We start from the raw sequence: 26536 nt of genomic DNA on the forward strand, positions 1-26536 counted from the left end.
CGTGTGGTTCTCCGCGCCGCCCGACCAGGCGTCGTTCGCCATCTCGTGGTCGTCCCACATCGCGATGACGGGGTGCGTGGCGTGCAGGGTGCGCAGGTCGGCGTCCGTCTTGTAGGTGGCGTGCCGGATCCGGTAGTCCGCCAGCGTGGTGATCTCGTGCTTCGGTTCGTGCTGCCGCACGGTGTACTCGGCGTCGGGGTAGCCGCCGGTGGCGTACTCGTAGATGTAGTCGCCCAGGTGCAGCACCGCGTCCAGGTCGGCGCGGGCGGCCAGGTGCCGGTACGCCGAGAAGTACCCCGCCTCCCAGTTGGCGCAGGACACCACGCCGAAGCGGACGTTGGCGGCGGAGGCGTCGGCGGCGGGCGTGGTGCGGGTCCGTCCCGCCGGAGAGACCACCCCGCCCGCCGTGAAGCGGAAGTGGTAGACGGTGGCCGGGCGCAGGCCGCGCACCTCGGCCTTCACGGTGTGGTCGGAGGAGGCCCGCGCCGTGACGCTCCCGCGCGCCACGACGTCCGAGAAGGCCTTGTCGGAGGCCAGTTCCCAGACCACCTCCGTGTCGGGGCCCAGGCCGGAGCCCGGCACGGCCTCGGCGGTGGGGGTGACTCTGGTCCACAGCAGGATCCCGTCGGGCAGGGGATCGCCCGAGGCCACGCCGTGGAGGAAGGCGGGCGCCTCGGCGGCGGCGACGGCGGCGGGTGCGCCGGCCAGGACGGGAGCGGCGACCGCCGTGGCCGCCGCGGCCTTGACGACCGTACGGCGGCGCGGGGCCGATGTCGGTGAGAGGGCGGATTTCGACGAGTGGTGCGAAGGGTTTCGACTGGTCACGGCCGATCAGATTACTGATCGGTACGACGAACGGGCGGACGAACTCCGAAAGTTCGTCCGCCCGTCGACGCCGGGTCACCGCCCGGCGCGGCCCCGTATCGCTACCCGGCGAGCGCCTTGTCGATGGCCGCGTTGAACTCCTCAGGAGTCATCGGCGCGTTGTCGCTGCCCTCGGCCGTGACCTTCTTGCCGTCCATGACCAGCGAGGGGGTGCCCTGGACGCCGTACTTGTTCTTGTCGAACTTCTCGGCATCCAGGGTGATGGCCCACTTGTCGTAGGTGCCGTCCTTGACGGCGCTCTGGAAGCCCTTGTTGTCCTTCAGCGCGTCCACCGTGTTCGCCACCTCGATGAGGTAGTCGTCGTCCGCGAACTTGTCGTCGGACTCCTCCGGGTGCCACTTCTCCGAGTACAGGGCCGCCTTGTAGTCCAGGAACGCCTCGGGGCTGACGTCCAGCGCCGCACCCAGGGCGCTCAGCGCGTTCTTGGAACCGGTGCCGGTGGGCTGGAGCACCTCGTCGAGGAACGTGGCGCCGTTGAACTGGAGCTTGTACTTGCCGGCCTCCAGGTCCTTCGCGACGGTCTCGCCGACGTTCTGCTCGAAGGTCGCGCAGACGGGGCAGCGCGGGTCCTCGAAGATCTCCAGGGTCTTCTTCGCGGACTCCTTGCCGATGACGACGGTCGTGCCGTCCTTGCCGGTGGTGTTCGCCGGCTTGACCAGCTTCTTGTCCTTGGCCTTGTCCCAGGCCGAGGTGTCCGCGCCGTCCTTGCCGAGCTGGGACAGGGCGTAGCCGCCGGCGCCGGCTATCGCCAGCACGCCGACGATCGCGCCGGCGACGATGAGCTGGCGGCGTGTCCTGTCCCGCTTGGCCTGGCGCTCGCGCTCCGCGCGCATCCGCTCACGGGCCGCCTGCTTGCTGGCGTGGCTGTTCCGGTTGCTCATGGTCGTGTGCTCTCCGTGTGATGAGGGGGGTGTGGGGACTGCCGTGCTCGCGGACCGGGCGCGCGGAGCGCGCGGGCCGCCGGTGGAGGATCAGGCTCCGGCCGGAGCGGGAGCCGAGCACACGGGCGGCCCACGCCGTCCCACACAGTGCGCCAGCAGGCGGTCGCGGGCGGTGTCCACCGGACGTGCCGCGGCGGGCACGGCGTGCCGCGGCGGCGCCGCACCGGCCCCGCCCGCCGCCGCGGCCGCGAGCCGCAGCGGACGGAAGGCGAGGGCCGCCGCCGTGCGGAGCAGCCCCGCGAGCGCCGCCTCGCCCCCGCGCAGCCAGAGCGCGGCCAGGAGCCCGACCCCGATGTGGGCGGCGAGCAGCAGCCACGGCGTCGACGCGCTCACCGGCAGCCGGAGCAGCACCTGGTCGCCGCCGGTCATCCCGGCCAGTGGGGCGCCGACGTCCCCGTACCCGCACAGCAGGTCCACGCCCACGGAGCGCAGCGGGCCGGTCACCGGGCCGCCGGCCTGCCCGTAGCAGGTGTTCTGGCCGGTGGTGAAGACGGTGTCGGCGGCCAGCTCGAGCGGGATCAGCGTCGCCGCGATCCGGCCCGGGCCGTGCTCCCGCTCGCCCGCCAGCGCGTAGGCGACGGCGAAGACGGCGGCGCAGAGCACGGCCACGGTGCTCAGGGGAACGGGCGCACTGGACAGCAGCACGTGGGAGGCAGCGGACAGCGTCACGACGAGCGCCGTGAAGAACGCCGCGCGCAGAATCCTCATCCGTACCGCTGATATGCCCATCGGGGCAGAGTGTGCCACGCGGGACGGTAAGAGGCTCCTAAGGGGCGGGTCACAGGGCCAGACCTGGAATGCGACCGTTACGGAAGAGGTCCACGAAGATCTGGTGGTCGGCCCTGGCCCGCGCGCCGTACGCGTGGGCGAACTCCGCCAGCAGCTCGCCGAAGCCCTCCTCGTCCGCGGCGATCGCGGCGTCGATGGCCCGCTCCGTGGAGTACGGGACCAGCGAGTGGCCGCTGGAGTCGTCGGCGGCGGCGTGCATCGTGGCGGTGGCCCGGCCGAGGTCCGCGACGACCGCCGAGATCTCCTCCGGGTCGTCGATGTCCGACCAGTCCAGGTCCACCGCGTACGGCGAGACCTCCGCGACCAGCTGCCCCGCCCCGTCCAGCTCGGTCCAGCCGAGCCACGGGTCGGCGTGCGCCTGAAGGGCGCGCTGGGAGATCACCGTCCGGTGGCCCTCGTGCCGGAAGTAGTCCCGCACCGCCCGGTCGGTGATGTGCCGGGACACGGCGGGAGTCTGTGCCTGCTTCATGTAGATGACGACGTCGTTCTCCAGGGCGTCGCTGTTGCCCTCCAGCAGGATGTTGTACGAGGGCAGCCCCGCGGAGCCGATGCCGACGCCGCGGCGGCCGACGACGTCCTTCACGCGGTACGAGTCGGGGCGGGCCAGGCTGGACTCCGGCAGGGTCTCCAGATAGCCGTCGAAGGCGTCCAGCACCTTGTACCTCGTGGCGGCGTCCAGCTCGACCGCGCCTCCCCCCTCGGAGAAGCGGCGCTCGAAGTCACGGATCTCGGTCATCGAGTCGAGCAGCCCGAAGCGGGTCAGCGAGCGGGCCGTGCGCAGCGCCCCCAGCAGCGGGCCCTCGGCGGTGTCCAGCGTGAAGGGGGGCACCTCGTCGTCCTTGGCGCCGGCGGCCAGGGCGTGGATGCGCTCCCGGTAGGCGGCGGCGTAGGTCCGCACCAGCTCGGTGATCTGCCCGTCGCTGAGCGCCTTGGCGTAGCCGATCAGGGCGACGGAGGCGGAGAAGCGCTTGATGTCCCAGGTGAAGGGGCCCACGTAGGCCTCGTCGAAGTCGTTGACGTTGAAGACCAGCCGGCCGTTGGCGTCCATGTACGTGCCGAAGTTCTCGGCGTGCAGATCGCCGTGGACCCACACCCGGGAGGTCCGCTCGTCCAGGTAGGGACCGCCGCGGCGCTCGTCCTCCAGATCCTTGTAGAACAGGCAGGCCGTGCCCCGGTAGAACGCGAACGCCGAGGCCGCCATCTTGCGGAACTTGACCCGGAAGGCGGCGGGGTCGGCAGCGAGGAGCTCGCCGAACGCGGTGTCGAACACGGCGAGGATCTCCTCGCCGCGCTCCTCGGTAGAGAGCTGCGGGACCGGCATCGCTGGCTGCCTCCTGGCACATCCGACTTGCATCCGAACGGGACGGATCTTTCCGCCCTCCTCAACGCGCGGCGCCGGGCGGTAGTGCCCGCCGGTGCTCCGGCCGGGAACCTCCGGCGCCCCCGCGTTCCGTCAGGCATTGTCACTGCCCGGGCATAGACTTCGGAGCTGTCTCGCGGACTGTCCGTCCGCCTGTCGCCAGATGTTCCTCCGGAGGTCTTCCGTCGTGACAAAGCCGCCCTTCACGCACCTTCACGTCCACACCCAGTACTCACTGCTGGACGGTGCCGCGCGGCTCAAGGACATGTTCAATGCCTGCAATGAGATGGGCATGACGCACATTGCCATGACCGATCACGGCAACCTTCACGGCGCCTACGACTTCTTCCACTCGGCGAAGAAGGCGGGTGTGACGCCGATCATCGGCATCGAGGCGTACGTCGCGCCGGAGTCCCGGCGGAACAAGCGGAAGATCCAGTGGGGCCAGCCGCACCAGAAGCGCGACGACGTCTCCGGCTCCGGTGGTTACACCCACAAGACGATCTGGGCGGCGAACAGCACCGGACTGCACAACCTCTTCCGGCTCTCCTCCGACGCCTACGCCGAGGGCTGGCTGCAGAAGTGGCCGCGCATGGACAAGGAGACGATCTCCCAGTGGTCCGAGGGGCTGATCGCCTCCACCGGCTGCCCGTCGGGCGAGCTCCAGACCCGGCTGCGCCTCGGTCAGTACGAGGAGGCCCGCAGGGCGGCCGGCGAGTACCGGGACATCTTCGGCAAGGACCGTTACTTCCTGGAGCTGATGGACCACGGCATCGAGATCGAGCGCCGGGTCCGCGACGACCTGCTGAAGATCGGCAAGGAACTGGGCATCCCGCCGCTCGTCACCAACGACTCGCACTACACCTACGACCACGAGGCGGGGGCGCACGACGCCCTGCTGTGCATCCAGACCGGCAAGAACCTCTCCGATCCGGACCGCTTCCGCTTCGACGGCACCGGTTACTACATCAAGTCCACGGACGCGATGTACGCCATCGACTCCTCGGACGCCTGGCAGGAGGGCTGCCGCAACACGCTGCTCGTCGCGGAGCAGATCGACACCACCGGCATGTTCGCCAAGCGCGACCTCATGCCGAAGTTCGACATCCCCGAGGGCCACACCGAGGTCACATGGTTCAAGGAGGAAGTGTGGCGCGGCATGGAGCGCCGCTTCCCCGACGGCATCCCCGAGGACCGCCGCAAGCAGGCGGAGTACGAGATGGACGTCATCATCCAGATGGGGTTCCCGGGGTACTTCCTCGTCGTCGCCGACTTCATCATGTGGGCGAAGAACAACGGCATCGCGGTCGGCCCCGGCCGCGGCTCCGCGGCCGGTTCGATCGTGGCGTACGCCATGGGCATCACCGACCTCGACCCCATCCCGCACGGCCTGATCTTCGAGCGGTTCCTCAACCCCGAGCGGGTCTCCATGCCCGATGTCGACATCGACTTCGACGAGCGCCGCCGAGTCGAGGTGATCCGGTACGTCACCGAGAAGTACGGCGCCGACAAGGTCGCCATGATCGGCACCTACGGCACCATCAAGGCGAAGAACGCGATCAAGGACTCCGCCCGCGTGCTCGGCTACCCGTACGCGATGGGCGACCGGCTCACCAAGGCGATGCCCGCGGACGTCCTGGGCAAGGGCATTCCGCTGTCCGGCATCCTCGATCCGAATCACCCCCGGTACTCCGAGGCGGGCGAGATCCGCTCGATGTACGAGAACGAGCCGGACGTGAAGAAGGTCATCGACACCGCCAGGGGTGTCGAGGGCCTGGTCCGGCAGATGGGCGTGCACGCCGCCGGCGTGATCATGTCCAGCGAGACCATCACCGACCACGTCCCGGTCTGGGTCAGGCACACCGACGGCGTCACGATCACGCAGTGGGACTATCCGAGCTGCGAGTCGCTCGGCCTGCTGAAGATGGACTTCCTGGGCCTGCGCAACCTGACGATCATGGACGACGCCGTCAAGATGGTGAAGGCGAACAAGGGGATCGACATCGATCTCCTGAGCCTGCCGCTCGACGACCCCACGACGTTCGAGCTGCTCCAGCGCGGCGACACCCTGGGCGTCTTCCAGTTCGACGGCGGCCCCATGCGGTCCCTGCTGCGGCTCATGAAGCCCGACAACTTCGAGGACATCTCCGCCGTCTCGGCCCTGTACCGGCCGGGCCCGATGGGCATGAACTCGCACACCAACTACGCGCTGCGCAAGAACGGGCAGCAGGAGATCACCCCGATCCACCCGGAGCTGGAGGCACCGCTCAAGGAGGTCCTGGACGTCACGTACGGCCTGATCGTCTATCAGGAGCAGGTGCAGAAGGCCGCCCAGATCATCGCGGGCTACTCCCTGGGCGAGGCAGACATCCTCCGCCGCGTCATGGGCAAGAAGAAGCCCGACGAACTGGCGAAGAACTTCACCATCTTCCAGGAGGGCGCCCGGAACAACGGGTACTCCGACGAGGCCATCCAGGCACTGTGGGACGTGCTGGTCCCCTTCGCCGGATACGCCTTCAACAAGGCCCACTCCGCCGCGTACGGACTCGTCTCCTACTGGACGGCGTACCTCAAGGCCAACCACCCCGCCGAGTACATGGCGGCGCTGCTCACCTCGGTCAAGGACGACAAGGACAAGTCGGCCGTCTACCTGAACGAGTGCCGGCGCATGCGCATCAAGGTGCTGCCGCCCAACGTCAACGAGTCCGAGTCGAACTTCGCCGCCCAGGGCGACGACGTCATCCTCTTCGGCCTCACCGCCGTCAGGAACGTCGGGCAGAACGTCGTGGACTCCATCATCAAGTGCCGCAAGGCCAAGGGCAAGTACACCTCGTTCCCGGACTTCCTGGACAAGGTCGAGTCCGTCGTCTGCAACAAGCGGACCATCGAGTCGCTGATCAAGGCTGGTGCCTTCGACGAGCTGGGCCACACCCGCAAGGGACTCACCGCGCAGTACGAGCCGATGATCGACAACGTGGTCGCGGTGAAGCGCAAGGAGGCCGAGGGCCAGTTCGACCTCTTCGGCGGCATGGGGGACGAGGGCGCGGGCGACGAGCCCGGCTTCGGCCTCGACGTGGAGTTCTCCGGCGAGGAGTGGGAGAAGTCGTACCTCCTCGCCCAGGAGCGGGAGATGCTCGGCCTCTACGTCTCCGACCACCCGCTCTTCGGCATCGAGCACGTCCTCTCCGACAAGGCGGACGCCTCCATCGCCCAGCTCGCCGAATACTCCGACGGCGCGATCGTCACCATCGGCGGCATCATCTCGGGCCTCCAGCGCAAGATGACCAAGCAGGGCAACGCCTGGGCCATCGCCACTGTCGAGGACCTGGCCGGCTCGATGGACTGCATGTTCTTCCCCGCGAGCTACCAACTGGTCTCCACCCAGCTCGTCGAGGACGCCGTCGTCTTCGTCAAGGGCCGCCTCGACAAGCGCGAGGACGTCCCCCGGCTGGTCGCGATGGAGCTGATGGTCCCGGACCTGTCCGATGCCGGGGCCAACGCCCCGGTGACGATCATCATTCCGGCGGTGAAGGTCACACCGCCGATGGTGAGCCGCCTCGGTGAAGTGCTCAGTCACCACAAGGGCTCCACGGAGGTGCGGATCAAGCTCCAGGGAGCCCGCAAGACCACCGTGCTGCGACTCGACCGGCACCGGGTGCAGCCGGATCCGGCGCTCTTCGGCGACCTGAAGGCGCTGCTCGGGCCTTCCTGCCTGGCCGGCTGAACCCGGCCCGGGGCAGGGTCGCGCACGCGCCGGGGGGCTCGCGAACACGCGCCGAGGGGCGCGCCGGAGAACGGCGCGCCCCTCGGTCGTCGCTCCCGTTGTCCGAGGACCGGGATCGTATTCAGTTGTGGCCGAAGCGCTTCTGCCGTCCCTTGTGCGCCATGTCGCCGGTGGCGACCGGCGAATGCATGGGCTCCGACGGCTCCGGACCCGCGCCCGGCGCCTGGTCGGCACCGCGCTCCGCGGACGGACGCTGCTGCTTGGCCTGCTGACGGTTCTTGTTCTTGGCCATGGTGATGCCTCCTGCAAGGATCTAGGGGCCAGGGCCGCGACCAGATTCACACAGCACAACAAAGGTCGCATTTCGGGCAATTACTGTGCGTTACGGTCTTCGCCACGCCGATGATCGAGTTCCCCCCGTTAAGAACCGCGTGGTCGGGCAGACTCGAAACACAGCCGAAGCACGCGAACGACCGAACCGAAGAAGCGCGACCGTTCCCGGAAGGGGTGGAACGCATGGACCGCTGCGTCGTCCTGGTGGACGCCGGATATCTGCTGGGCGCCGCCGCGAGTCTGCTCGCCGGAGAACCCTCCAGGTCCCGGATCACCGTCGATCACGCAGCCCTCGTCCAAGGGCTGCGCGAACTCGCCGAGGCCGACACCGGGCGCCCGCTGCTGCGCATCTACTGGTTCGACGGCGCTCCCGACCGGGTGCCCCAGCCCGAACACCGGCGGCTGCGCGTGATGTCCCGGGTCACCGTCCGGCTGGGTGCCCTGACCCGCAGCGACGGACGCTGGGCCCAGAAGGGCGTGGACGCGGCCATGCACGCCGAACTCACGGAGCTGGCAAGGAATCGGGCCTGCTCCGACGTCGTCCTCGTGACGGGAGACGGTGATCTGCTGCCCGGACTGATGTCCGCCAAGGAACACGGGGTCGCCGTCCATCTCTGGGCCGTGCAGGCGGCCGACGGCGACTACAACCAGTCCGAGGACCTTGTCGCGGAGGCCGACGAACGACGGGTGCTCGACCGGGTGTGGATCACCAGGGCCGTGCGCGCCAAGGAACTCTCCGGCGCCTGCTCGCCAACGCCCCTGCCCCGCCCGGAGATCGCCGCGATCCTCTCCGCCCCGCTGCCCGAGTCCGCGCCCGGCACGGCGGCCGAACACGCGCCGCAGGCCGCCGAGGTGCCGCACTCCGGGCGCAACGGCACCGCCGCGCCGCGTGCGGAGAGCGGCGCCACCGTCCCCGCGCCGGCCGTCAAGGGCATCCCCACCCCGAAGGACCTGGCGGGCCTCGGCAGGCCCGGCGGCCCGCAGCCGCCGCAGCCGCCCGCGAACGCCACCCTGCGCTGGTCCTCGGACAAGGGCTGGATCGACCGCGGGTCCCTCACGGAGTCCGCGGACGCCGCCTCGCTGCCCACTCTCGCCCAGCTCACCAGTGCCGAGCAGCGGTGGGCCGACCGCGAGGAGGACATCACCGCCGTCGGCGGCGATCCCTTCGAGGTCGGCCAGGTCTTCGCCCGCCGGTGGATGGCGCGCGTGCCCCGCGACGACTCCGAGAACGGCTCCGGCCCGCTGCAGAGACTCGCCCGCGAGTACCCGCGCATCCCGCACCGCATCGACGGCGAACTGCTGCGCTACGCCGCCCGGTTCGGGCTGCTCGCGCACAAGGACGACCAGATCGACGAGCACGACCGCTATGCGATCAGGGCCGGGTTCTGGCGTGAGATCGACGTCAGCACGACGGCCGACCAGACCTCGGCGCACGACTGACACGCGCCGGCCGGGACGACCGGCGTACCGGGAGGTTCCGGTACACAACGGCCCCCATGCGGGGTACGGCACTCCGGACGCGTACTCTCGATGCTCGTGAGTACGCGCACACCACAGGCGGGACACGGCATGGAAGCCGAAACGGCGCGGGCCGGCACCGACACCGTGTGCGCCGTGCGCGACCTCGTCAAGACCTACCCCTCGAGCCGCGCCAGACGGGGGACGCCCGCAACCCCCGCCGTGCGGGCCAGCGACGGCATCAGCCTCGACGTGAGGCGCGGCGAGATCTTCGGACTGCTCGGCCCCAACGGCGCCGGCAAGTCCACCCTCGTACGCCAGCTCACCGGGCTGATGCGGCCCGACTCCGGAAGTGTCCACGTCCTCGGCCACGACCTCGTGCGCCACCCCGACCGGGCCGCCCGCCTCATCGGCTACCTCGGGCAGGAGTCCACCGCCCTGGACGAACTGACCGTTGCCCTGGCCGCCGAGACCACAGGCCGGCTGCGCGGCCTCGACGTCCGCACGGCCCGAGCCGAACGGGACGCGGTGATCGAGGAACTCGGCCTCACCGAACTCGCCGGGCGCCCCCTCAAGAAGCTCTCCGGGGGCCAGCGCCGCCTCGCCTGCTTCGCCGCGGCCCTCGTGGGCGAGCGGCCCGTCCTCGTCCTCGACGAGCCGACCACCGGCATGGACCCCGTCGCGCGCCGCGCCGTGTGGGCCGCCGTCGACCGGCGGCGCGCCGAGAAGCGGGCGACCGTACTGCTCGTCACCCACAACGTCATCGAGGCCGAGACCGTACTCGACCGGGTCGCCGTCCTCGAACGCGGCCGGGTCATCGCCTGCGACACGCCGAGCGGCCTGAAGTCCCGGGTCGCGGACGAGGTCCGCCTGGAACTCGTCTGGCGCGAACGCGCCCCCCTCGACGTCCCCGAGGTCGCCGCGCTGCGCGTCTCCGCCCAGGAGTCGGGCCGCCGCTGGCACCTGCGCCTCGGCGCCGACGAGGCCCGGGCGGCCGTCTCCGCCGTGACCGGCGGTGCCGCCTTCGCCGCCCTCGACGACTTCACCCTCACCACGCCGAGCCTGGAAGATGTGTACCTGGCGCTCGGCGGCGGCCGCGCCGAGGGACTGGTGAAGGCATGACCCGGCGCGCACCCGCGCCGGGCGCGCCGTCCGGTTCCGGCGTATATGTGTACGGCGGGGACGATCCCGCCCGCACGGCCGGCCCGTACCCCGGCGTGACCAGCACATGCCCCGACGTGAACAGGAGCAGCGCAACGTGAGTGTCGTGCCCCTCGAGGCCGAGGCGGGGCCCGGTGTCGCCGTCGCGGCGGACGGAAGCGCCGCCGCCCCGCGCACCGGCGTCCCGGCCGCTCTCGCCCCGAAGGCCCGGCTGCTGCCCGCGCTGGCGGCCGTGTACCGGGCACAGCTGTCGCGGGCCAGGGTCGCGCGTATCCCGCTGCTGTTCGTGGCCACCTTCCAGTCCGTCGGCATCATGATCCTGATGCGCGGAGTCGTCGACGCGGGCGAGGAGGCGCGGGCCGTCGTGGCCGGCTCCAGCGTCCTCGTCGTGGCGTTCGTCGCGCTCAACCTGCTCGCGCAGTACTTCGGACAGCTGCGGGCGGGCGGTGGCCTGGACCACTACGCCACCCTGCCGGTGCCGCCCGCCTCAGTGGTACTGGGCACCGCCGCCGCGTACGCCTCCTTCACCGTGCCGGGCACCCTCGTCACCGCCGTGGTCGGCAGCACGCTGTTCCAGCTGCCGCTGACGCAGCTGTGGGTCCTCGCGGCCGTCATCCCCCTGTCCGGTGCAGCCCTCGCCGGTCTCGGCGCCGCACTGGGCCTGCTCGCGCCCCGCCAGGAGCTCGCCACGCTCCTCGGTCAGCTGGGCATGTCCGCAGCACTGCTGCTGGGCGTGCTGCCCGCCGGGCACATGCCGGCCCCGGTCGCCTGGGCGCGTGACCTGCTGCCGTCGACCTACGGCGTCGAGGCCCTCGCCCGCACCTTCGAGGCGGATCCCGACTGGCTCGCCGTCGCCGCCGATCTCGCGGTCTGTGCCGGAGTGGGCGTGGTCTCGCTGGCCGTCGCCACCTGGGCCTACCGCAGGGCTGCCGTTCGGTGACGCGCCCCGCGGCGAGCCCTGGCAGGATGGCAGGGTGACCGCTCCACTGACGCCGCACAACCGGCCCGCGCACGGCGACTCCGCGATGGGCGTCCCCCCGCCAGAGGCAGGGGGAGGGCCCGCCTACGACCCTTGGCGGACCCCGCAGGCCAAGGAAACCCCGCGGCCGCCGCACGCCCCGCACGCCCCGCACGCCCCGTACTACGCGCACGGCGAGGAACGGGCCCCGCTCGGCCCCGAGATCGGGGTCGCCGCCGCGGCCGCGGCGGTGGTCGCCGCCACCGGGGTGGTGCTCGGCCTGCTGTGGCTGTGGCTGGCACCGCGGGTGCCGCTGGTATCCGACGGCTCGGCGGTCCTGTTCAAGGACTCCGAGGGGGAGCAGGCGGTCGGCGCCGACGGGACGTTCATGCTGCTCGCGCTCGGCATGGGCGCGCTCACCGCGCTCGGCGTGTTCCTGTTCCGCAGGAGCGGCGGGGTCCCGCTGGTCGTCGGCCTCGCCGTGGGCGGGCTGCTGGGCTCGCTGCTGGCCTGGCGTCTGGGCGTCTGGCTCGGCCCGTCGGACGACGTGGTCGCGCGGGCCAGGGAGGCGGGCAAGGGCGTCGTCTTCGACGCCCCGCTGGAGCTGCACGCCGCGGGAGGCGCGATGCTCGCCTGGCCGATCGCCTCCATGCTGGTCTTCCTCGGCCTGACCGCGCTCTTCGCCCCCCGCGACCCCGATCCCTACGACCAGCAGAAGCCGTAGGCCCTGCAGGACTCGGGCCGGCCCGGCGGCCCGTGGACCTGGAGCAGGAGACCGGCACATGGCGAGAGCAGTCACGCCCGGGGGCCGGGCGGGCCCGCAGACGTGCGGACCGGTTCGGTCCGGTGCGTCCTGGGACTCCGGGCCCCGAGCGGCGTGCGGGGCCGTGACGGCATGCGGCTGCGCCGCGCGGGCCGGGGCCCGGCCGGCCACGAAGTACCCCCGGGTGGTGGACGGGACGTCCGGGGGGAGTGCTCAGGCGCGGCCGACCGGGGCCAGGACGGCGTCCGTGAGCTTCGCCAGGTCGGCCGGCGCGAGCTCCACCTCCAGGCCGCGGCGGCCCGCGGAGACACAGATGGTGCCGTACGCCGAAGCCGAGTCGTCCAGCACAGTGCGGAGCCGTTTACGCTGCCCGAGCGGGGAGATGCCGCCCCGCACATAGCCGGTGGTGCGTTCGGCGGCGGCCGGGTCCGCCATCGCGGCCCGCTTTCCGCCGACGGCCGCCGCCAGCGCCTTCAGGTCCAGCGAGCCCGAGACCGGGACCACGGCGACGACGAGTTCGCCGTCCACCTCGGCGACCAGCGTCTTGAAGACCCGGCCGGGCTCGACGCCCATCGCCTCCGCGGCCTCCTCGCCGTACGAGGGGTGTGCCGGGTCGTGCTCGTACGCGTGCACCGTGAACGGCGTACCGGCCGCGCTCAGCGCCACGGTCGCGGGCGTTCCCCCGGCCTGCTGCTTCCTGGACTTCTTCGCCACTTCGCCTGATCCCTCGGGCTCATCCGTCAGTTGGGGCTGGTCGGTGCCCGCGTCAGCTCGACGGCGGGCAGCGAGGGCAGATTACGGATCACGGCGGCCTCCTTGCGAAGGAGTTTCAGCTCCTCCGCGAGCCTGGTCGCCGTGTCGGGCGCCTGGAGCAGCCGCTGCTTCGTCGGCGTGTCCAGCACGGCCGCCGCCGCGACCAGGTACGACACCACGGAAGGCTCGTCCGGAAGGTCGGCGCCGGTCGAGAGGGAGCGCTCGCTGGCGCCCGCCAGCTGGCGCTGGTAGGCGCGGAAGGCCCGCAGCACCCCCTCGGCGAGTGCGCCCGCGCCCTCGCCCTGGACCTCCTGGAGCTCCTCCAGCTCCGCGGTGAGGAACGGCCCGCTCGCGTCGACCGACAGCAGCCGGACCCGGGTGGTTCCGGTGGCCAGCACTTCGAAGCTGCCGTCCTCCCGCTCCCGGATGGTCGCCGCGTCGGCGACGCAGCCCGTGGAGTGGAAGGCCGCCAGCAGGTCGTCGCCGAAGCCCGCGGCCGGACCGCGCTCGGGCACCGAGGTCTGGTCGGGCAGGCCGGGCGCGGTCGGCGCGACTTCGTGGCCGTCGCGGATCGCGACCACCGCGAAGCGGCGCGGCTCTTCCTCGGGAGTCTTCAGCAGCTCGCGCATCATGGCGCGATAACGCTCCTCGAAGACGTTGAGCGGCAGCACGAGGCCGGGGAAGAGCACCGCGTTGAGCGGGAAGAGGGGCAGGCGAGCGGTGGTCACGGCGGTCAAGCGTAGTGGCCGTCGGAAGCCCTTCGTCCCGTCCGGTCCCGCAGAGGCGTCGCCGAGGCCACTCGTACGCGGACGCCGTCGCGCAGTTCGAGGAACTGGCCGAGCGGATCGGCGGACATCCGGGACCACGGGAAGGAGGTGGCGTACAGGCCGATACGGCGCAGCTGTTCCAGTGCCTCGGTCCAGCGGTCACGCCGCACCAGCACGTAGACGAGGAGGTTGCGGGCCTCCGCCGGCCATGGGTCGCTCACCGGGAACTGGGCCGACAGCCCGATCGCCAGGTCCGCGGCGGTGTCCACGCGCCCCGCGGCCGGCGCCCCGGCCCGCAGCGCGACGAAGGCGGCCAGCAGCGGCAGGGAGCGCAGCATGGAGGCGGGCAGCGCCTCCTCCGCCGCGTGCTCGGCGAAGTCGAAGGACTCGCGGAAGGCCGAGCGGCGCCCGCCGTGGGGGCGGTCGGACGCGAGGTACTTCAGCGCGGCCACATGGCAGCCGTAGTGGTGCGGGGAACGGCGCACCGCCTCCGCCCACAGCGCCTCGAACTCCCCGGGGCGGCTGCGGATGCCGCGCGCCCGGTCCAGGGCGAGCCGCCAGGGCACCGGGTCGAGCGGATCGCCCCCGGCGGCCGCGTCGATCAGCGGGGCCACCTCGCGCAGCAGCTCGGCCCTGGCGGGTGACTCCCAGGCGCGGCGCACCGCGAGCTGGGCCCCGACGAGCAGGGCGTCCGGGTCGTTCGGTGCCGCGGCGCGCCACCGGTCGAGCCAGTCGGATCGGTTGTACGCGAATCCGGCGAGGCGGCGCACGTAGCGGTCCCGGTTCTCCCACTCGGCGCCCTCGCGGGTGGCGGCGAGCAGTTCCGCGGCCTGCCGGTGTTCGCCGCGACCCGCCCCGACCAGGGCGGGGGCCAGCCGCGCGTCGGGCGCGTCGAGGAGCACCGCGTCGTCGGGCACCAGGCCGGCCGAGAGTCTCGGGGTGTGCCTGAGCATGCGCGCGGTGCTGACGAGTGAGCGCAGAATTGCCATTGGCGCCATTGAAATCCGCAGGTGAGGGCTGTGCCAATGGCAATCGGTGAAGCTTTTGCATCGACCGCGTTGGTTGTATGGCGGCGGGTCAAGAGAGGGTAAAAATCCGGGCTCCGCCGGGTGTGGAGCGGTGGCCGGAGGCGGTCCGGTCCTGCGGGGTGCGCCGCAGTCCGGGCGGTGTGCGGGGCGGGGCGGTGCGCCGCGTGTCCGGGCGGTACATGGCCGGGCGGTGCGCCGCGTGTCCGGGCGGTACATGGCCGGGCGGTGCGCCGCGTGTCCGGGCGGTGTGCGCGTGTCCGGGCGCCGGCGGCCCGCGTCAGTTGCGGCGCAGCAGGCGCGTGGCCCCCGTCGCGACCGTGGTGGCGAGGATCCAGCCGAGCAGGATCAGCGCCGCGGTCGCCCACTGCCAGGCCCCCGCCGGCCTCCACGCCGCGGACTGGCCGAGGTCGATCACCGGCAGCAGCAGGTCCAGCGTGTAGAGGTACGGGTCCCAGTCGGGATGCTCGTCGCGCTTCAGCGGTTCCGGCGGGAAGCGCGAGAACAGCAGGGCGCCCGCCGCCCACAGCACCACCATCCACAGGGCGGCCCGGCCGGGCCGGTAGCCGTACGCCACCGTCCAGTCCTGCAGGAAGCCCCACAGCATCCCGGCCGGCGGCAGCGTCTCGCGGCGTCTGCGCTGCTTGGCGAGCAGCACCTTGCGGGCGTCCGCGTCCTCGCCGCTGCCCCGGAGGGTGGCCGCCAGCCGCTCGTACGGCTCCGGGTTGTACTCCGCGGTCGCCGCCTCCACCCACTCCAGGCGCATCGACAGCGTGAAGCTGCCGCGCGGCACCAGGTTCTCGTAGGTGAAGCCCTCCATCCGCAGGCCGCCGGGCCCCGGCCAGGACTCGGCCTGGTCGACGAGGTTGACGACCGTGGCACCCGACAGCACCACCTTGCCGCGTTCCGGCCGTTTGCCGAGCCAGCGCAGTTCCGGCGTCTGCACCCGGCGCAGCGAGATCTCCTGCCCGTCCCGCAGCACGAACCGCGCCCGGTAGAAGTCGACCGTGTGGCCGAACCTGCCGTCGTCGAGCCGCAGCCCGCCCTGGCACTCGAAACGCTGGAAGCGCCGCATCCCGGGAACCGTGGTGCTGGAGATCCCGTACGGGGGAGTGGTGCTGGATCCCGAACCCGGGCCCTCCGGCTCGGCGCCGACGGCCGCGGCCGTCATGTACAGCGAGCGCTCCACCGTCAGCTGCGGCGCGTTGAACGCCCGCTCCCCCGAAGGGTGGATCAGCCGGCTGCCGCGCAGGCTCAGCGAACCGCCGATGGTCGCCCCGCGCATGGAGAACTCGCCGTGCGAGACGAGTAACTCCGCCTGCAGGTCCTGGGCCACGCTCAGCCCGTCGGCGACGATGGACAGGCCGCGCCGGTCCCCGTACACGACGAGCTGGTTGAGCAGCAGGTCGGTGCCGATGTTCGCGTCCGACAGCCGGATCCCGTGCGGAATGCGGCAGCGCGGCAGGTGCAGATCGCCGGAGGCGCGCAGCCGGGCCGCCTCCAGCCGCGGGATGGCGCAGCTCACCATGCGCAGGGTGCCCAGCTGGCACTCGGGCAGCAGCACCTGCTTCTCGAAACGGCAGGCGTTCAGCTCCACGTACGGCGTGACCTGGCCGCCGGACAGGTCGAGCGTGCCGGTGATCTGCACCCCGGTCAGCTTCAGCGAGGAGACCCGGCCCGGCTGGGCGGGCGGCCCGTCGAGCAGCAGCAGCGCCACCACCCGCGCCCGGACACTGCGCTCCGCCGCCCAGGGACGGGTGCCGGTGGGGTCGTCCTCGATGGGGTCACGGGTACGCAGGTCGTACGTGCTGCCGTTGATGAACGCCCGCCACATGCCTTTCTCGGCATCGGTCAGACCGAGATCCGTGGGCACATCACCGTCGTTCAGAATGATCGACACGGCACGCTCCCCTCTGACGGCTCCGAACCATCTGTGGCTCGTACAACCGTTCATGCCCGGTGAGTGACGGAGTGAACGCTAGTGGTGAGGGATAACACCCGGGGTGCGTATCAGCCAGTGATACAGGCGCTCGGCCGCCTGAGCGGGTCTGAGAGAATTGGTCCCGTGCTGCAACATTCACCGATGGCTCGAATCGACCTGCGCGGCGACGCCCTCCCCGAGGGCGCGGCCCTGCGCGACCTGCTGCCCCGTGCCGAGTTCGACGTCGAGGCCGCCCTGGAGAAGGTGCGGCCCATCTGCGAGGACGTACGCCATCGTGGCACGGACGCGCTGATCGAATACGGGAAGAAGTTCGACGGGGTCGAGCCCGCGCACATCCGGGTGCCGGCCGAGGCGATCAGCGACGCCCTGGAGCGGCTGGACCCCGCGGTCCGCGCCGCCCTGGAGGAGTCCATCAGGCGTGCCCGCCTCGTCCACAGGGAGCAGCGCCGCACCACCCACACCACCCAGGTCGTGCCGGGCGGCACGGTCACCGAGAAGTGGATCCCGGTCGGCCGGGTCGGCCTGTACGTGCCGGGCGGACGCTCGGTCTACCCGTCCTCCGTAGTGATGAACGTCGTGCCCGCGCAGGAGGCATCGGTCGCCTCGCTGGCCGTCGCATCCCCGCCCCAGCGGGAGTTCGCCGGGCTGCCGCACCCCACGATCCTGGCCGCCTGCGCGCTGCTCGGGGTGGACGAGGTCTACGCGGTCGGCGGCGCCCAGGCCGTCGCGATGTTCGCCTACGGCACCACGGGACCCGACGGCTGCGCCCCCGCCGACCTGGTCACCGGACCCGGGAACATCTACGTCGCCGCGGCCAAGCGCCTGCTGAAGGGCCGCATCGGCATCGACGCCGAGGCGGGCCCCACCGAGATCGCGATCCTCGCCGACTCCACCGCCGACCCGGCGCACGTCGCCTCCGACCTGATCAGCCAGGCCGAGCACGACCCGATGGCCGCCGCGGTCCTCGTCACCGACTCCACCGAGCTCGCCGAGGCCGTGGAGAAGGAACTCGACCCGCAGATCAGGGCGACCCGGCACGTCGACGACCGGATCATCCCCGCCCTCGCGGGCAAGCAGTCCGCGATCGTGCTGGTCGACGGCATGGAGGAAGGACTGCGGGTCGTCGACGCGTACGCCGCCGAGCACCTGGAGATCCAGACCGCGGACGCCGCCGCCCTCGCCGACCGGGTCCGCAACGCGGGCGCGATCTTCGTCGGCCCCTGGGCCCCGGTCTCGCTCGGCGACTACGCCGCCGGCTCCAACCACGTGCTGCCCACCGGCGGTTGCGCCTGCCACTCCTCCGGACTGTCCGTCCAGTCCTTCCTGCGCGGCGTGCACATCGTGGACTACACGCGCGACGCGCTCGCCGAGGTCGCCCACCACGTGGTGACGCTGGCCGAGGCGGAGGACCTGCCCGCGCACGGCGCGGCGATCAAGGCCAGGTTCGGGTGGAAGGTGCCGCAGCAGTGACCCGCATCGACGACCTGCCGATCCGCGACGAACTGCGCGGCAAGTCCCCGTACGGCGCGCCCCAGCTCGACGTACCGGTCCGGCTGAACACCAACGAGAACCCCTACCCGCTGCCTGAGCCGCTGGTCGCGCGGATCGCCGAGCGGGTCGCCGAGGCGGCCAGGGGACTGAACCGCTATCCGGACCGGGACGCGGTCGAGCTGCGCACCGAACTGGCGAAATACCTGAGCCGCACGGCCGGACACCCGGTCACCGCCGCCAACGTCTGGGCGGCGAACGGCTCGAACGAGGTCATCCAGCAGCTGCTGCAGACCTTCGGAGGCCCGGGCCGTACGGCCATCGGCTTCGAGCCCTCGTACTCCATGCACGGGCTCATCTCGCGCGGCACCGGCACCGGATGGCTCTCCGGGCCGCGCAACGAGGACTTCACCATCGACGTGGAGGCGGCGTGCGCGGCCATCGCCGAGCACCGGCCGGACGTCGTCTTCGTCACCTCGCCCAACAACCCCACGGGCACGGCCGTCGAGGCGGACACCGTGCTGGCCCTCTTCGAGGCCGCGCAGGCCGCGGGGCCCTCCATGCTGATCGTCGACGAGGCGTACGGCGAGTTCAGCCACCGGCCCTCGCTGCTCCCGCTGATCGAGGGGCGGCCGAACCTGGTGGTCTCGCGGACGATGTCGAAGGCCTTCGGCGCGGCCGGGCTGCGCCTGGGCTACTTCGCGGCCGACCCGGCCGTCGTCGACGCCGTGCAGCTGGTCCGCCTGCCGTACCACCTGTCGTCCGTCACCCAGGCCACGGCGCTGGCCGCCCTGGAGTACACCGATACGCTGCTCGGATACGTCGAGCAGCTCAAGACCGAACGGGACCGGCTGGTCACCGAGCTGCGGGCGATCGGCTGCGAGGTCACCGAATCGGACGCGAACTTCGTGCAGTTCGGCCGGTTCGACGACGCCCACGCGGCCTGGCAGCGGATCCTCGACCAGGGTGTCCTGGTGCGGGACAACGGCGTGCCCGGGTGGCTGCGGGTCACCGCGGGCACCCCCGAAGAGAACGACGCGTTCCTCGATGCGGTACGCGAACTGATGAAGGAGCAAGGCGCATGAGTCGCGTAGGGCGTGTCGAGCGGACCACGAAGGAGACGGCGGTCGTCGTCGAGATAGACCTCGACGGCAGCGGAAAGGTCGACGTGTCGACCGGCGTCGGCTTCTTCGACCACATGCTCGACCAGCTCGGCCGCCACGGCCTCTTCGACCTCACGGTGAAGACCGAGGGCGACCTGCACATCGACTCGCACCACACCATCGAGGACACCGCCCTCGCGCTGGGCGCCGCGTTCCGGCAGGCCCTCGGCGACAAGGTCGGCATCTACCGCTTCGGCAACTGCACGGTCCCGCTGGACGAGTCCCTCGCGCAGGTCACCGTCGACCTCTCCGGCCGCCCCTACCTGGTGCACACCGAGCCGGAGAACATGGCGCCGATGATCGGCGAGTACGACACGACGATGACCCGGCACATCCTGGAGTCCTTCGTCGCCCAGGCCCGGATCGCCCTGCACGTGCACGTCCCGTACGGCCGCAACGCGCACCACATCGTGGAGTGCCAGTTCAAGGCCCTCGCCCGGGCCCTGCGCTACGCGAGCGAACGCGACCCGCGGGCGGCGGGCATTCTTCCCTCGACGAAGGGCGCGCTGTGAGCGGCACCTCGACCGTACTGATCGTCCTGGGACTGTTCCTGCTCGGAGGGGTGTACTCCTTCGTCAAGCAGCAGATGCCCCGGAGTCTCGTCGTCCTGCTGTCCATCGCGGCCGGCATGTGCCTGGTCGCCGGAGTGCTCAGGCTGGAGGTGTGGAATTGAGCACGCGCAAGAGCGTGGTGGTCTTCGACTACGGATTCGGCAATGTGCGGTCCGCCGAGCGGGCACTCGCGCACGTCGGCGCCGACGTCTCCATCACCCGTGACTACGACCGGGCCATGAACGCCGACGGGCTGCTCGTCCCCGGCGTCGGAGCCTTCGCGGCCTGCATGAAGGGTCTCAAGCAGGCCCGGGGCGACTGGATCGTGGGCCGCAGGCTGGCCGGCGGCAGGCCCGTCATGGGCATCTGCGTCGGCATGCAGATCCTCTTCGCCCGCGGCATCGAGCACGGCGTCGAGACCGAGGGCCTGGACGAGTGGCCCGGCGCCGTCGAGCCGCTGAACGCGCCCGTCGTGCCGCACATGGGCTGGAACACCGTCGAGGCGCCGGCCGGCTCCGAACTCTTCAAGGGCCTGGACGCGGACGCCCGCTTCTACTTCGTGCACTCCTACGCCGTGCGCGAGTGGAGCATGGAGAACACCAGCCCCGCCCTGCGGCCGCCCAAGGTGACCTGGTCCACCCACGGGGAGCGGTTCGTCGCGGCCGTCGAGAACGGCGCCCTGTGGGCGACGCAGTTCCACCCCGAGAAGTCCGGCGACGCCGGTGCCCAGCTCCTCACCAACTGGATCGGAACCCTGTGAGCAACCGTCTTGAACTCCTTCCCGCCGTCGACGTGCGCGACGGCCGGGCCGTCCGTCTCGTGCACGGCGAGTCCGGCACGGAGACCTCGTACGGCTCCCCGCTGGAGGCGGCCCTGGCATGGCAGCGCTCCGGCGCCGAGTGGCTGCACCTCGTCGACCTCGACGCCGCGTTCGGCACCGGTGACAACCGTGAGCTGATCGCCGAGGTCGCCGGCGCCATGGACATCAAGGTCGAACTGTCCGGCGGCATCCGCGACGACGACACCCTCGCCGCGGCGCTCGCCACCGGCTGCACCCGGGTGAATCTCGGCACCGCAGCCCTGGAGACCCCCGACTGGGTCGCCAAGGTCATCGCCGAGCACGGCGACAAGATCGCCGTCGGCCTCGACGTGCGCGGCACCACCCTGCGCGGCCGCGGCTGGACCCGGGACGGCGGAGACCTCTACGAGACGCTCGAGCGGCTCAACTCCGAGGGCTGCGCCCGCTATGTCGTCACCGACATCGCGAAGGACGGCACGCTGCAGGGCCCCAACCTGGAGCTGCTGCGCAATGTGTGCGCCGCCACCGAACGCCCGGTCGTCGCCTCCGGCGGCGTCTCCTCGCTGGACGACCTGCGCGCGATCGCGGGCCTCGTCCCGCAGGGTGTGGAGGGCGCCATCGTGGGCAAGGCCCTGTATGCGAAGGCCTTCACCCTCGAAGAGGCGCTGAAGGCGGTCTCCTGACGATGGAAGGTGCCGGATGAACGAGCAGCCGCAGCGCGTGCAGGGCGACAGTCCCTGGGAAGAGACGATCGGATTCGCGCGCGCGGTGGCGGCGGGGGACCGGGTGCACGTCTCCGGCACCATGCCGTTCGTCGGCCGCGTGCTGTACGGCGAGGGCGACCCGTACGAGCAGGCCCGGGTGGCCTTCTCCAACGCCCTCGAAGCGCTCGGCAAGTTCGGGCTCGGCGCCGAGTCCGTCATCAGGACCCGTATGTACCTGACGCACGCGCGGGACATCGACGAGGTCGGGCGGGCCCATCTGGAGCTGTTCGGCTCCGTGCGGCCCGCCGCCACCCTGGTGGTGGTGTCCGGGTTCGTGGACCCGCGCGTGCTGGTCGAAGTGGAGCTGGAGGCCTTTCGCGGCCTTCCCGGCCGATCGAGCTGATTGAGGAGCCTGAACGTCATGACCCTGGCGGTCCGAGTCATCCCCTGCCTGGACGTGGACAACGGCCGGGTCGTCAAGGGCGTGAACTTCCAGAACCTGCGCGATGCGGGTGACCCCGTGGAGATGGCCAAGCTGTACGACGCCGAGGGCGCCGACGAGTTGACCTTCCTCGACATCACGGCGTCGTCCGGCAACCGCGAGACGACGTACGACGTGGTGCGGCGCACCGCCGAGCAGGTCTTCATCCCGCTCACCGTGGGCGGCGGCGTCCGCTCCGCGGAGGACGTCGACAAGCTGCTGCGGGCCGGCGCGGACAAGGTCGGCGTCAACACCGCGGCCATTGCCAGGCCCGACCTCATCCGGGAGATCGCCGAACGCTTCGGGCGCCAGGTGCTGGTGCTGTCCGTCGACGCCCGCCGCACGGACGCCGGCACGCCCTCCGGCTTCGAGGTCACCACCCACGGCGGTCGCCGCGGCACCGGCATCGACGCCGTCGAGTGGGCCCACCGGGCCGCCGAACTCGGCGCCGGGGAGATCCTGCTGAACTCGATGGACGCCGACGGGACGAAGGACGGCTACGACGTCGAGATGATCGCCGCCGTCCGTAAGCACGTGACCGTGCCCGTCATCGCCAGCGGGGGCGCGGGCCGGCTCGCCGACTTCCCGCCCGCCATCGCCGCGGGCGCGGACGCGGTCCTCGCCGCATCCGTCTTCCACTTCGGCGACCTCCGCATCGGCCAGGTCAAGGACACACTGCGCACCGCGGGCTACCCGGTCCGCTGACCCGCCCGCAGGGCAGCCGGCCCGTGCCGGGGGACGGTACCCGCCCGCGGTCCGCTCCTCGCGCCCGGGAAACCGGTCGTGAGCGCCCCCCGCCGGTCCCTAGGGTGGCCGCCATGATCAGTACCGGCGAGCAGCTCAGGACGACCGCTCCCGCCAGGCCCGCCCACCGCGACGGCAATGTGCGCCCGCGGCGGCTCCTCGCTCAGCAGCGCGGGCACCTCGGCCGCGCGCCCCGCAGCCGGGGACAGCCGACGGGCCTCCGCTCGCCAGCGGGCCGCGTGGGCGTCACCGCCGCGCCGGGCCGCTCGCCACACGGCGGCCGGATCGTTTCTCCACCTCCCCGGACCACGTCCGCGTGACAGCGCCACCGCTTCGCGACGGCACGCGCGTTGCGCCACCCGGGCGGGCGGGGCTGCGGGCACACGGCACCGGTGGAGCGGCTCGACCCGTACGGTCAGGGCGTCCGGGGGCGGGCCGCCGCGGTCACCGGCCGGGCCCGGTGGGCCCGGCGGCACGTACGGTCGCGACGTGGTGGGCTGCGCGCCCGCGCTCGGCGTTCCGGAAGAACCGGTGGACGGGACACCGCCGCACCGGGCCCGGCGGACCGAGGGGACAGGCATCCGGCGCGGCCCCGAAAGCCCGTGGGGCCGGACCTGCCGGACCGCCGGAGCTGCCGGACCCGGGCTCGGACCGGGCGCCCGGAGACGGTTCAGGCCGGGCCCTCGGAGATCCCGAGGTGAGCGCCCCTGGCCTTGGCGATCGCGTCCGCGTCTCCGTCGAGTTCGACGTGGGCCGCGTCCTGCCGGCCGAAGACGAACATCAGGAGTTCTCCGGGTTCGCCGGTGACCGTCACCACGGGGGTGCCGCGGTGGGCGACGGCCGTGCGGCCGTCGGGCCGGCGCAGCACCAGACCGACGGGCGACTTGCGGCCCAGGAGCCGGGCGGTGCGCTCGAGACGGGACCACAGCGCCTCCGCGAAGACCGGGTCGGGGTCCCGTGGGGTCCAGTCGGGCTGCGCCCGCCTCACGTCCTCGGCGTGCACGTAGAACTCCACGATGTTCGCCGCCTCGTCGATCTGCTTGAGGGCGAACGGGGAGAAGCGGGGCGGGCCCGTCCGGATCAGCTGGACGAGTTCCTCGTACGGCTTCGCGGCGAACTCGGCCCGGACCCGGGCCGCCCGCTCGGCGAGCGGCTTCACCACCAGCCCGCCGGCGGCGTCGGGGCGCCGTTCGCGCACCACCACGTGCGCGGCGAGGTCCCGGGTCTTCCAGCCTTCGCACAGGGTCGGGGCCTCGGGCCCCGCCGCCTCCAACAGATCGGCGAGGAGCAGCCGTTCACGCTTCGCATGCGTCGACATGACCGCCAGCCTACGACCGGCGGTCCCGCCCCGCCACGGGGCCGCGTCCGGCCGGCTCAGCCGGGCAGCGGCTTGGTCATCTTCTTGCCGTCGACGCTGCCGCTCTGCGTCAGCGCGCAGGTGATCTGGTCCTGGCCCTGGATCTCGTACGTCGCGCGCGTCGGGTACACCGCGTACGTGTAGTAGGTGGTGCCGTCCGCGGGGAGCGTCTTCAGCCGCTTGGTGGCTGCCGCCTCGCAGAGCTCCAGCACCTTCTTCTGCATGTCCGCCTCGGAGTCGTAGGTCCCCGTCAGCGTGGCATTGGAGATGGCCTCCGCGTCGTGCGCGGAGGAGCAGGACTTGCGCTCCACCTCGTCCACGTCGCTGCTCAGCGCCGGGTGGTCGAAGCACTCGCCGGGGCTCAGCACGACGTACGGCACCAGTTCGTCCGACACTCCGGGGCTGGGGCTCAGGTCGCCGAACGGGTCGGACGTCCCGGACGGTTCTGAGGTGGCCCCGTCGGTGGCCTCGTCCGTGGGCGACGCGGACGGGCGGGTGGATGCCGTCGGCCTGTCGTCGGCCTTCGTGTCGGAGTCGCCGCCGGTGGCTATCAGCAGCCCGCCGATCGCCAGACCGAGGACCAGCACCAGGCCGACGATGATCGCCACCGCGATCTTCGGGCCCCTGTTGCCGCCCTGCGGGGGCTGCGGCGGACCCCAGTAGTCCCCGGGACCACCGGGACCACCGGGTCCTCCAGGCCCCCCGGGTCCCCCCGGGCCGCCGTAACCGCCGCCGCCGGAGGGCACGCCGGGGCTGCCGTACCCTCCCGGGTACCCGTAGCCGCCGGGCGGCGGCGCGGGCGTGGGCCCGGGCGGCGGGCCGTAGCCCCCGGGCGGTCCGAACCCACCCCCCTGGCCGGGCGGCGGAGTGTTGCTGGGCGGCGGCGGGAAACTCATGAGCGAAGCATGCCCCATGGCGCCGCCGCCCAGGCCACCGGTACTGCTGCAGAACGGCAACAGACACAGCGGCGTCGGGCGCGCCGCGGAGGGCGGCAGAATGGGGGTATGCCCAACGCGCGCCCCTCGAACCCCGCCTCGAACCTGGACCCCGCCATCGCCGCCCGCCTCAAGCGGAGCGCGGACGGACTGGTTCCCGCCATCGCCCAGCAGTACGACACCGGTGAGGTGCTGATGCTCGGATGGATGGACGACGAGGCGCTGCACCGCACCCTCACCACCGGCCGCTGCACCTACTGGTCCCGCAGCCGCCGGGAGTACTGGGTCAAGGGCGACACCTCGGGGCACGTCCAGCACGTCAAGTCCGTCGCCCTCGACTGCGACGCCGACACCGTCCTCGTCAAGGTCGACCAGGTCGGCGCCGCGTGCCACACCGGCGACCGCACCTGCTTCGACGCCGGCGACCTCCCGCTCTCCCAGTAGGCTCCGGGCATGAGTGCGAGCGCCCCCATGGACAGTGCCGAGATGGACCTCGAGACCTTCCGCAAGCTCGCGGCCGACCGCCGCGTCATCCCCGTGAGCCGCAGGCTGCTCGCCGACGGCGACACCCCGGTGGGCCTCTACCGCAAGCTCGCCGCCGAGCGCCCCGGCACCTTCCTGCTGGAATCCGCCGAGAACGGCCGCTCCTGGTCCCGGTACTCCTTCATCGGCGTACGCAGCGCCGCCACCCTCACCGAGCGCGGCGGCGCGGCCCGCTGGATCGGCACCCCGCCCGTCGGGCTGCCCGTCGACGGCGACCCGCTCCAGGCGCTGCGTGCCACCGTCGAGGCCCTGCACACCCCCCGCGACCTCGCCTCCGGGCTGCCGCCGTTCACCGGCGGCATGGTCGGCTACCTCGGCTACGACATCGTGCGGCGGCTGGAGCGCATCGGCGAGCACGGCCGGGACGACCTGGGCCTGCCGGAGCTGACCATGATGCTCACCTCCGACCTGGCGGTGCTCGACCACTGGGACGGGACGGTGCTGCTGATCGCCAACGCGATCAACCACAACGACCTCGACACCGGCGTCGACGAGGCGTACGCCGACGCGGTCGCCCGCCTCGACGTCATGGAGGCGGACCTCGCCAGGGCCGTACCGGGCGCCCCGACCGCGCTGCCCGCGTCCGCCCTTCCGGAATACACGGCCCTGTGGGGCGGCGCGGCCTTCCAGGAGGCCGTCGAGACGGTGAAGGAGCACATCAGGGCGGGCGACGCCTTCCAGGTCGTGCCCTCCCAGCGTTTCGAGACGCCGTGCACCGCGAGCGCGCTCGACGTCTACCGGGTCCTGCGGGCGACCAACCCGTCCCCGTACATGTACCTGCTGCGCTTCGAGGACTTCGACGTGGTCGGGTCCAGCCCCGAGGCGCTGGTGAAGGTCGAGGACGGCCGGGCGATGGTGCACCCCATCGCCGGGACCCGCCCCCGCGGCACCACCCCCCAGGAGGACCAGGCC

26 protein-coding genes are annotated in these 26536 nt (G+C 72.0%); 15 read left to right on the plus strand and 11 right to left on the minus strand.

Annotation, left to right across the window (positions count from 1 at the left end; all coding sequences use genetic code 11):
• The 4 genes from GUY61_RS11665 to GUY61_RS11680 form a co-directional block, all read right to left on the minus strand.
• Nucleotides 1-825 (minus strand): alkaline phosphatase D family protein (locus tag GUY61_RS11665; RefSeq protein WP_313896624.1); only part of this gene is annotated, 825 nt, incomplete at its 3' end.
• 101 nt (nt 826-926) lie between these two features.
• Nucleotides 927-1766 (minus strand): thioredoxin domain-containing protein, encoded by an 840-nt coding sequence (locus tag GUY61_RS11670; protein WP_166630037.1) that lies wholly within the window; start codon nt 1764-1766, stop codon nt 927-929.
• 90 nt (nt 1767-1856) lie between these two features.
• Nucleotides 1857-2555 carry a hypothetical protein gene (locus GUY61_RS11675; protein ID WP_166630038.1) on the minus strand — a complete coding sequence of 233 codons (699 nt, stop codon included), beginning with the start codon at nt 2553-2555 and terminating at the stop codon, nt 1857-1859.
• 49 nt (nt 2556-2604) lie between these two features.
• Nucleotides 2605-3936, minus strand: a complete 1332-nt coding sequence (locus GUY61_RS11680; protein WP_166630039.1) for a DUF2252 domain-containing protein — start codon at nt 3934-3936, stop codon at nt 2605-2607.
• A gap of 226 nt (nt 3937-4162) precedes the next feature.
• Between GUY61_RS11680 and dnaE the strand changes: the two genes are divergently transcribed.
• The gene (gene dnaE, locus GUY61_RS11685) at nt 4163-7699 is read left to right on the plus strand and encodes a DNA polymerase III subunit alpha (RefSeq protein ID WP_166630040.1); all 3537 of its coding nucleotides are present in this window, start codon (nt 4163-4165) and stop codon (nt 7697-7699) included.
• 121 nt (nt 7700-7820) lie between these two features.
• Here dnaE and GUY61_RS11690 read toward each other — a convergent pair whose 3' ends face one another.
• Nucleotides 7821-7991, minus strand: coding sequence for a hypothetical protein (locus GUY61_RS11690; protein ID WP_166630041.1), 171 nt, complete (start codon nt 7989-7991; stop codon nt 7821-7823).
• Nucleotides 7992-8215: 224 nt separating this feature from the next.
• Here GUY61_RS11690 and GUY61_RS11695 point away from each other — a divergent pair, with 224 nt between their 5' ends.
• The 4 genes from GUY61_RS11695 (at nt 8216) to GUY61_RS11710 (ending at nt 12333) form a co-directional block, all read left to right on the plus strand.
• A complete protein-coding gene (locus tag GUY61_RS11695; RefSeq protein WP_166630042.1) occupies nt 8216-9472 on the plus strand; it encodes an NYN domain-containing protein in 1257 nt (418 codons plus the stop codon).
• Nucleotides 9473-9601: 129 nt separating this feature from the next.
• Complete coding sequence (locus tag GUY61_RS11700; RefSeq protein ID WP_166630043.1) at nt 9602-10612, plus strand: ABC transporter ATP-binding protein; 1011 nt, start codon at nt 9602-9604, stop codon at nt 10610-10612.
• 136 nt (nt 10613-10748) lie between these two features.
• Nucleotides 10749-11591 carry an ABC transporter permease gene (locus GUY61_RS11705; RefSeq protein WP_313896625.1) on the plus strand — a complete coding sequence of 281 codons (843 nt, stop codon included), beginning with the start codon at nt 10749-10751 and terminating at the stop codon, nt 11589-11591.
• Nucleotides 11592-11625: 34 nt separating this feature from the next.
• On the plus strand, nt 11626-12333 hold the full coding sequence (locus GUY61_RS11710) for a hypothetical protein (protein ID WP_313896626.1): 708 nt from the start codon (nt 11626-11628) through the stop codon (nt 12331-12333).
• A gap of 252 nt (nt 12334-12585) precedes the next feature.
• On the opposite strand, the gene ybaK is transcribed toward GUY61_RS11710, so the two are convergent.
• The 4 genes from ybaK to GUY61_RS11730 all read right to left on the minus strand — a co-directional run bounded on the left by ybaK (nt 12586) and on the right by GUY61_RS11730 (nt 16751).
• Nucleotides 12586-13086 (minus strand): Cys-tRNA(Pro) deacylase, encoded by a 501-nt coding sequence (gene ybaK / locus GUY61_RS11715; RefSeq protein WP_166630044.1) that lies wholly within the window; start codon nt 13084-13086, stop codon nt 12586-12588.
• Between the two features lie 26 nt (nt 13087-13112).
• On the minus strand, nt 13113-13853 hold the full coding sequence (locus tag GUY61_RS11720; RefSeq protein ID WP_166630045.1) for an LON peptidase substrate-binding domain-containing protein: 741 nt from the start codon (nt 13851-13853) through the stop codon (nt 13113-13115).
• Between the two features lie 5 nt (nt 13854-13858).
• Complete coding sequence (locus tag GUY61_RS11725; protein ID WP_166630046.1) at nt 13859-14881, minus strand: hypothetical protein; 1023 nt, start codon at nt 14879-14881, stop codon at nt 13859-13861.
• Between the two features lie 316 nt (nt 14882-15197).
• Entirely contained in the window at nt 15198-16751 is a 1554-nt protein-coding gene (locus tag GUY61_RS11730) for an oxidoreductase (RefSeq protein ID WP_243766376.1), read from the minus strand.
• 249 nt (nt 16752-17000) lie between these two features.
• On the opposite strand from GUY61_RS11730, the gene hisD reads away from it, so the two are divergent.
• Genes hisD through hisF form a run of 8 tightly spaced genes read left to right on the plus strand, consistent with a single transcriptional unit; the run spans nt 17001 to nt 22750 of the window.
• Nucleotides 17001-18329 (plus strand): histidinol dehydrogenase, encoded by a 1329-nt coding sequence (gene hisD / locus GUY61_RS11735; RefSeq protein ID WP_166630047.1) that lies wholly within the window; start codon nt 17001-17003, stop codon nt 18327-18329.
• Nucleotides 18326-19432: a histidinol-phosphate transaminase gene (locus GUY61_RS11740; protein ID WP_166630048.1), complete on the plus strand. Its 1107-nt coding sequence runs from the start codon at nt 18326-18328 to the stop codon at nt 19430-19432. The genes hisD and GUY61_RS11740 overlap by 4 nt, the downstream gene beginning before the upstream one ends.
• Entirely contained in the window at nt 19429-20022 is a 594-nt protein-coding gene (hisB, locus tag GUY61_RS11745; RefSeq protein ID WP_166630049.1) for an imidazoleglycerol-phosphate dehydratase HisB, read from the plus strand. Before GUY61_RS11740 ends, hisB begins: the two co-directional genes overlap by 4 nt.
• The gene (locus GUY61_RS11750) at nt 20019-20183 is read left to right on the plus strand and encodes a hypothetical protein (RefSeq protein ID WP_166630050.1); all 165 of its coding nucleotides are present in this window, start codon (nt 20019-20021) and stop codon (nt 20181-20183) included. The genes hisB and GUY61_RS11750 overlap by 4 nt, the downstream gene beginning before the upstream one ends.
• Nucleotides 20174-20821, plus strand: a complete 648-nt coding sequence (gene hisH, locus GUY61_RS11755; protein WP_166630051.1) for an imidazole glycerol phosphate synthase subunit HisH — start codon at nt 20174-20176, stop codon at nt 20819-20821. The genes GUY61_RS11750 and hisH overlap by 10 nt, the downstream gene beginning before the upstream one ends.
• Complete coding sequence (gene priA / locus GUY61_RS11760; protein ID WP_166630052.1) at nt 20818-21543, plus strand: bifunctional 1-(5-phosphoribosyl)-5-((5-phosphoribosylamino)methylideneamino)imidazole-4-carboxamide isomerase/phosphoribosylanthranilate isomerase PriA; 726 nt, start codon at nt 20818-20820, stop codon at nt 21541-21543. Before hisH ends, priA begins: the two co-directional genes overlap by 4 nt.
• Nucleotides 21544-21559: 16 nt before the next feature.
• Nucleotides 21560-21967 (plus strand): RidA family protein, encoded by a 408-nt coding sequence (locus GUY61_RS11765; RefSeq protein WP_166630053.1) that lies wholly within the window; start codon nt 21560-21562, stop codon nt 21965-21967.
• An 18-nt stretch (nt 21968-21985) separates the two neighbouring features.
• Nucleotides 21986-22750 (plus strand): imidazole glycerol phosphate synthase subunit HisF, encoded by a 765-nt coding sequence (hisF, locus tag GUY61_RS11770; RefSeq protein ID WP_166630054.1) that lies wholly within the window; start codon nt 21986-21988, stop codon nt 22748-22750.
• 709 nt (nt 22751-23459) lie between these two features.
• On the opposite strand, the gene GUY61_RS11775 is transcribed toward hisF, so the two are convergent.
• Together GUY61_RS11775 and GUY61_RS11780 are read right to left on the minus strand one after the other, a co-directional pair.
• Entirely contained in the window at nt 23460-24107 is a 648-nt protein-coding gene (locus tag GUY61_RS11775) for a TIGR03085 family metal-binding protein (protein WP_166630055.1), read from the minus strand.
• Between the two features lie 56 nt (nt 24108-24163).
• A complete protein-coding gene (locus tag GUY61_RS11780) occupies nt 24164-24754 on the minus strand; it encodes a hypothetical protein (RefSeq protein ID WP_166630056.1) in 591 nt (196 codons plus the stop codon).
• A 396-nt stretch (nt 24755-25150) separates the two neighbouring features.
• On the opposite strand from GUY61_RS11780, the gene hisI reads away from it, so the two are divergent.
• Together hisI and GUY61_RS11790 are read left to right on the plus strand one after the other, a co-directional pair.
• A complete protein-coding gene (gene hisI, locus GUY61_RS11785) occupies nt 25151-25525 on the plus strand; it encodes a phosphoribosyl-AMP cyclohydrolase (protein ID WP_166630057.1) in 375 nt (124 codons plus the stop codon).
• A gap of 42 nt (nt 25526-25567) precedes the next feature.
• Nucleotides 25568-26536, plus strand: a 969-nt coding sequence (locus tag GUY61_RS11790; RefSeq protein ID WP_166630060.1) for a chorismate-binding protein, incomplete at its 3' end; no start/stop codon positions are given.

Source organism: Streptomyces sp. GC420, assembly GCF_009916105.1.
GTDB lineage: Bacteria > Actinomycetota > Actinomycetes > Streptomycetales > Streptomycetaceae > Streptomyces.

Bases quoted from the DNA above. Each gene is read 5' to 3' on its own strand.
- GUY61_RS11670 (WP_166630037.1), bottom strand. From the start codon at position 1,766: ATGAGCAACCGGAACAGCCACGCCAGCAAGCAGGCGGCCCGTGAGCGG.
- GUY61_RS11675 (WP_166630038.1), bottom strand. From the start codon at position 2,555: ATGGGCATATCAGCGGTACGGATGAGGATTCTGCGCGCGGCGTTCTTC.
- GUY61_RS11680 (WP_166630039.1), bottom strand. From the start codon at position 3,936: ATGCCGGTCCCGCAGCTCTCTACCGAGGAGCGCGGCGAGGAGATCCTC.
- GUY61_RS11690 (WP_166630041.1), bottom strand. From the start codon at position 7,991: ATGGCCAAGAACAAGAACCGTCAGCAGGCCAAGCAGCAGCGTCCGTCC.
- GUY61_RS11695 (WP_166630042.1), top strand. From the start codon at position 8,216: ATGGACCGCTGCGTCGTCCTGGTGGACGCCGGATATCTGCTGGGCGCC.
- GUY61_RS11700 (WP_166630043.1), top strand. From the start codon at position 9,602: ATGGAAGCCGAAACGGCGCGGGCCGGCACCGACACCGTGTGCGCCGTG.
- GUY61_RS11725 (WP_166630046.1), bottom strand. From the start codon at position 14,881: ATGGCAATTCTGCGCTCACTCGTCAGCACCGCGCGCATGCTCAGGCAC.
- GUY61_RS11730 (WP_243766376.1), bottom strand. From the start codon at position 16,751: ATGTGGCGGGCGTTCATCAACGGCAGCACGTACGACCTGCGTACCCGT.
- hisD (WP_166630047.1), top strand. From the start codon at position 17,001: ATGGCTCGAATCGACCTGCGCGGCGACGCCCTCCCCGAGGGCGCGGCC.
- hisB (WP_166630049.1), top strand. From the start codon at position 19,429: ATGAGTCGCGTAGGGCGTGTCGAGCGGACCACGAAGGAGACGGCGGTC.
- GUY61_RS11765 (WP_166630053.1), top strand. From the start codon at position 21,560: ATGAACGAGCAGCCGCAGCGCGTGCAGGGCGACAGTCCCTGGGAAGAG.
- hisF (WP_166630054.1), top strand. From the start codon at position 21,986: ATGACCCTGGCGGTCCGAGTCATCCCCTGCCTGGACGTGGACAACGGC.
- GUY61_RS11775 (WP_166630055.1), bottom strand. From the start codon at position 24,107: ATGTCGACGCATGCGAAGCGTGAACGGCTGCTCCTCGCCGATCTGTTG.
- hisI (WP_166630057.1), top strand. From the start codon at position 25,151: ATGCCCAACGCGCGCCCCTCGAACCCCGCCTCGAACCTGGACCCCGCC.